Origin of the sequence: Lentibacillus sp. (genome assembly GCF_035301675.1) — a bacterium.
Taxonomy (GTDB): domain Bacteria; phylum Bacillota; class Bacilli; order Bacillales; family Amphibacillaceae; genus Lentibacillus.
In genome coordinates, this window is record NZ_DATGTT010000038.1 from 1 (window position 1) to 4,587 (window position 4,587).

5 protein-coding genes and 2 pseudogenes are annotated in these 4,587 nt (G+C 39.9%); 3 read left to right on the forward strand and 4 right to left on the reverse strand.

Annotated elements, in window-relative coordinates; translation table 11 throughout:
• Positions 1–308, reverse strand: a pseudogene (locus tag VK097_RS05900) (SDR family NAD(P)-dependent oxidoreductase); the annotation flags it as partial.
• 54 nt (positions 309–362) lie between these two features.
• On the opposite strand from VK097_RS05900, the pseudogene VK097_RS05905 reads away from it, so the two are divergent.
• A pseudogene (locus tag VK097_RS05905) lies at positions 363–751 on the forward strand (rRNA adenine N-6-methyltransferase family protein); the annotation flags it as partial.
• 125 nt (positions 752–876) lie between these two features.
• Here VK097_RS05905 and VK097_RS05910 read toward each other — a convergent pair.
• The 3 genes from VK097_RS05910 to VK097_RS05920 form a co-directional block, all read right to left on the reverse strand.
• Positions 877–2,136: a DHA2 family efflux MFS transporter permease subunit gene (locus VK097_RS05910; RefSeq protein WP_324210890.1), complete on the reverse strand. Its 1,260-nt coding sequence runs from the start codon at positions 2,134–2,136 to the stop codon at positions 877–879.
• Positions 2,137–2,292, reverse strand: a complete 156-nt coding sequence (locus VK097_RS05915) for a hypothetical protein (protein ID WP_324210886.1) — start codon at positions 2,290–2,292, stop codon at positions 2,137–2,139. It lies immediately after the preceding gene.
• 260 nt (positions 2,293–2,552) lie between these two features.
• Positions 2,553–3,308 carry an SDR family NAD(P)-dependent oxidoreductase gene (locus VK097_RS05920; RefSeq protein ID WP_324210887.1) on the reverse strand — a complete coding sequence of 252 codons (756 nt, stop codon included), beginning with the start codon at positions 3,306–3,308 and terminating at the stop codon, positions 2,553–2,555.
• A gap of 433 nt (positions 3,309–3,741) precedes the next feature.
• Here VK097_RS05920 and VK097_RS05925 point away from each other — a divergent pair, with 433 nt between their 5' ends.
• The gene (locus VK097_RS05925; RefSeq protein WP_324210888.1) at positions 3,742–4,116 is read left to right on the forward strand and encodes a hypothetical protein; all 375 of its coding nucleotides are present in this window, start codon (positions 3,742–3,744) and stop codon (positions 4,114–4,116) included.
• Between the two features lie 81 nt (positions 4,117–4,197).
• Positions 4,198–4,587, forward strand: a 390-nt coding sequence (locus VK097_RS05930; protein WP_324210889.1) for a type I restriction-modification system subunit M N-terminal domain-containing protein, incomplete at its 3' end; no start/stop codon positions are given.

The window sequence follows — 4,587 nt, forward strand, 5'->3', positions numbered from 1 at the left end:
GCAATATTAATGATGGAACCCCCGCCATTTTCCTGCATCTTAGGAATACTTTTCTGAATCCCTAAAAGTGTACCAAGTGAATTTACTTCCATTACTTTCATATAATCTTCCGGTTTCATATCAAGCACGCCTTTGTTTGACATCATCGCTGCACAATTTACAAGTACATCGAGCTTGCCAAAGTTTTCAACCGTCGTATCAACAACTGTTTCCCACCCTACTTCGTCCGTTATATCCAACTTCATAGCAAGATTCTCATCGCCATATTTAGCGACTGTTTCTTTCAACTTTTCTTCATTCAGGTCAACACCAACGACTTTTGCACCTTCTTCAGCAAAACGTTTAACAAACGCTTCACCTAAACCTTTGAGAGTTCAGCCAAGTTTAGTTATCTTATTGTTGAGAATGGCTTTGCAAAAAGATTAAAAAAACTGCAACGCTCTCTGGGTTTGCTGTTGATGGTGGAAATGAATATAAAAATTCTTACAAAAGTACCACGAACACACTTTCACCCTCAACCTGAAGTGGACTCTGTATTAATTATGCTTGAACGGCATGAAACGTTGATTTCAAAAAAGACTATCAAAAATATCAGTCCTTTGTTTATAAATGGATAAACAAAAAATACAATGCCCTTTTTACTAAAAATCAGTTCAGAAAATCCTTAAAACATGCAAAGGCAACGGATCACAATGATTTATCCAAGGAACAATTCATTTCAATTTTTAACAGTTATAAATTATTTAACTGAGGGTTTTCATTTAGATTTTCGAACTGCCCCTGCCAAGTGGACAGGTAAGAAAAAATTGTATTTTTCACGCACATGATACTTCGTCGTGTGCGTGTTTTTATTATTTAGTAATAAAAGTGTTCAGTTTAGTGAGTTTTGACAGGGGCCTTCCTGAAGCTCAATATTATCACCAATGCTATCAATGCAAATCCGATAGCTACATAATACACCATATGCACAACTTGTGTCATGGCATACATTTCCGAAGCACCGGCATTATTATGCGAATATATTTGTGAGGTCATCGTCATGATGCTGGTGAACAGCGCCGGACCGATAGCGCCTGAAATCTGATTGATAGTATTCGTAATGGCGGAACCGTGTGCGGAGATTGAACGTTCCACCTGATTGAGTGCGAGTGAAGTGACGGGTGACAGATTCAGCCCGAGACCGAGCGTAAACAGTGCATACATTATCATTGCCGTCAACAACCCGGTTTCCGGAGAGATCGTCGTGAACACGGCGAGCACCCCCAGCATAATCACAATCCCCGTGAGAAGAAGCGGCTTGTGCCCGATTTTATCGAACAGCTGCCCGGCGGCCATCGTTGTAATCGCCAGTACTATGCCGCCCGGGAGCATGAGTATTCCCGTTTCAAATGCTGACAGATCCGCGACTGTCTGAAAGTATACAGGCAGAATCAGCATCATCGAGAACTGTAACATCATCAGAAGCAATATCATCACCATCGATTTTGAAAATATCGATGATCTAAAAGGCTTCATGCTGAGCAGAGGGTTTGATATTCTGATCTGCCGTCTGGCAAATATCAGGATACTGGAAAACCCGATAGCTAACATCAGCCACACTGACGGGTTCGTCAGCCCGCCTTCTGCACCAAACCCGCTGAATGCAACAACAATCAGCCCAAACCCGGCAGTGGAGAGTGCCACTGACCAGACATCAATCTTCGGATTGGTCTGTTCAGTGACATTGCGTAAAAACAGAACTGCCGGAATCAGCACCAGCACTGACAGTATCACTATAATCAGAAAGATCATACGCCAGGAGTAAAATTCAATGACCAGTCCGGAAAAAACAGGACCAATGGATGGTGCGAACAACAGGACAAGATTATATACACCAATCATGGTACCCATGATACGTACCGGTGTCACTGTCATGATGACATTCATGGCAAGGGGCATGATGATGCCGGTTCCGGTCGCCTGTACCAGTCTGCCAATCAGCAGAACATAAAACTCCGGAGCCGTGAAAGCAAGAAGCGACCCGATGACATAGATGGTCAGCGCCGTAATGTAGAGTTGCCTGACAGTGAACTTCTCCATCAGATATGCCGATACCGGAATCGAAATACCGATGACAAGCATATACCCGGTCGTCAGCTACTGGGCGATATTGGTATTGACGCCGAAGTCGTTCATGATATTCGGGAGGGCAACATTCATAATCGTTTCACTGAGCAATCCCAAAAAATGCCCCATCAGCAATATACCGATTATGGACAGGTTTTTTCTTTCCAGCTTTTGATGTTCAACCACAATATTTCCTCCCAGAGTAATAATATTTTTGAGCACGTGTTGTCATTTGAAAGAATACTTATATAGAATATCAGAAAGCTCCTGTAAAAGTTTAAACTTTTACAGGAGCAGTGGAACTTAAATCAATCGTTGAACATATCCAGTTTTGCCATGGTCTTCTGTAAATATATCGTATCCCATTGTAACTATAAATCTATTATATATCTTCCAATCTGATTTTCATACGGTGAAAATTCATATAGTCTCCTATGTTTAATTCGTTATTGAATGACATCGGGTGTTTCAGGTAGAATCTGACCGCCATCGACTACAAGTGACTGCGCAGTGATGTAGGCCGCTTCTTTTGATGAAAAAAAGTTCACTGCTGCACCAATATCTTCAGGCTCTCCAAGTCTCTTCATCGGTACCGCTTCAGCGCCTTTATCATACAGGACCCCGAGCTCTTTTTTCAAAGTCTCTGTACCAATCATACCAGGCTGAATCGCATTGACAGTAATTCCATATTGCGCATATTCGACTGCAGCATTTCTCATGTACCCTAATATGGCTGCCTTTGTAGCCCCGTATATTGATCCGCCTGGATATCCGGTTATATCTCCCGTAATAGACGATATAAGAACCAATCTTCCATAGTTCTGTTCTTTCATCGCTTTTAATACCGGTTTAGCTGTAAAGAACAATCCTTTTAAGTTGATATTCTGGATGTGATCCCAATCTGCTTCGGTCATATCTTCAATCATCACTTCGGGGTATATTCCCGTGTTCGCTGCCAGAATGTCAATACGTCCATGTTGACTGAGAATTCTCTGGACCACCTGCTCGGCTTCTTCTGAATCTGTGACATCCAATTTGAAAAATTCACCATTCACTTCATTTGCCGTCTGTTGACCCGCGTCTTCATCAATGTCACAAACCAGGACCTTTGCACCAGCTTTGGTTAACGTTTGTGCAATCCCTTTGCCGATACCTTTGGCTCCACCTGTAACCATTGCAATATTATCGGTCAGATCGAACATTTGATTCACTCCTTTAAATTGATTGTTTTCATTGACTCTTCCCTGCTTGATAGAAAATATTCGGAAATACTCATGAATTAATTACGGAACAATTTATTTCAATTTTTAACAGTTATAAATTATTTAACTGAGTACTTTCATTGTTACATCGAAAATATCCAGGTAAAATAAAATCCCAATGACTCTAGAAGTTGTTGAACCATTAAGTCAGGTTTTAAAAAGACTCTTAGATTTTTGAACTGCCCCTGCCAAGTGGACAGATAAGAAAAATATTTACTTTTCGCGCACATGATCCTTCGTCGTGTGTGTTTTTAAATGTTTAGTAATAATAAAGTGTTCAGTGCTATCGAGCAGGAACTGTCCAGCTTAGTTTAGCGGTCATAGAAGGTTGTTGTCCTCAAGTCCCCCGTCTTTTTTATAATACACATTTTTTGTGAATATAATATATTACGGGGAATTTATCATATATTCCAAATACTCATCGCGACCTTCATCAAAGGGAAAAAATAAATCCTCAACATGGTCTTATACTTTTACAAATGCTGAGGTTGATAAAGTTAGAGGGTATATGAAGGATTCCGAGAGGTCACATGTAGCTTTAATTTCTAAAAATGCTAATAATATTGGTGGAGAACTAGTTCTTTTAAATGAAGAAGAATTCTTAAAATGTATTGGGGATGGATGGAACGGTGAATATCCATACATCAATGTTATGAAAAAGAAAAATTATCAACTTCGAGTTTATGGAAGGGGAGTCAGCCGTGATGAAGCATTTATCCCGAAAGGGTATGAATCCATAGTGGAGTAATGCATAAAGGCAACAGAATGGTTAAAATGAAATTAATATAAATTTCGACGAACAAGCAAACATACAAATGGAGGAAAAGTGATGATTACATCAGAAGAGATAAAAAGACGTTTATGGGATGGTGCAAATAATTTAAGAGGTTCTATGGATGCAAGCCGATACAAAGACTATATGCTTGGATTAATGTTCTACAAATTCTTAAGCGATAAAACTCTGGAGACATTTGAAAATACGAGTGGTGCGAAAGGAACGGAAGCAGAGGTTGTCCAAGCCTATGAAGAAGCTTATGAAAGTTATGGCGAGAGTTTAATAAAAATGATTCAAAATGTACTTGGCTATTACGTTCTGCCGCAACACTTATATCAAACATGGTTAAAGGATATTCGTGAAGGTACATTTGAACTCGAAAAAGTAACAGAGAGCTTACAAAGCTTTGAAAGAACAGTTGCAACAACTGGAGATATTGATGAT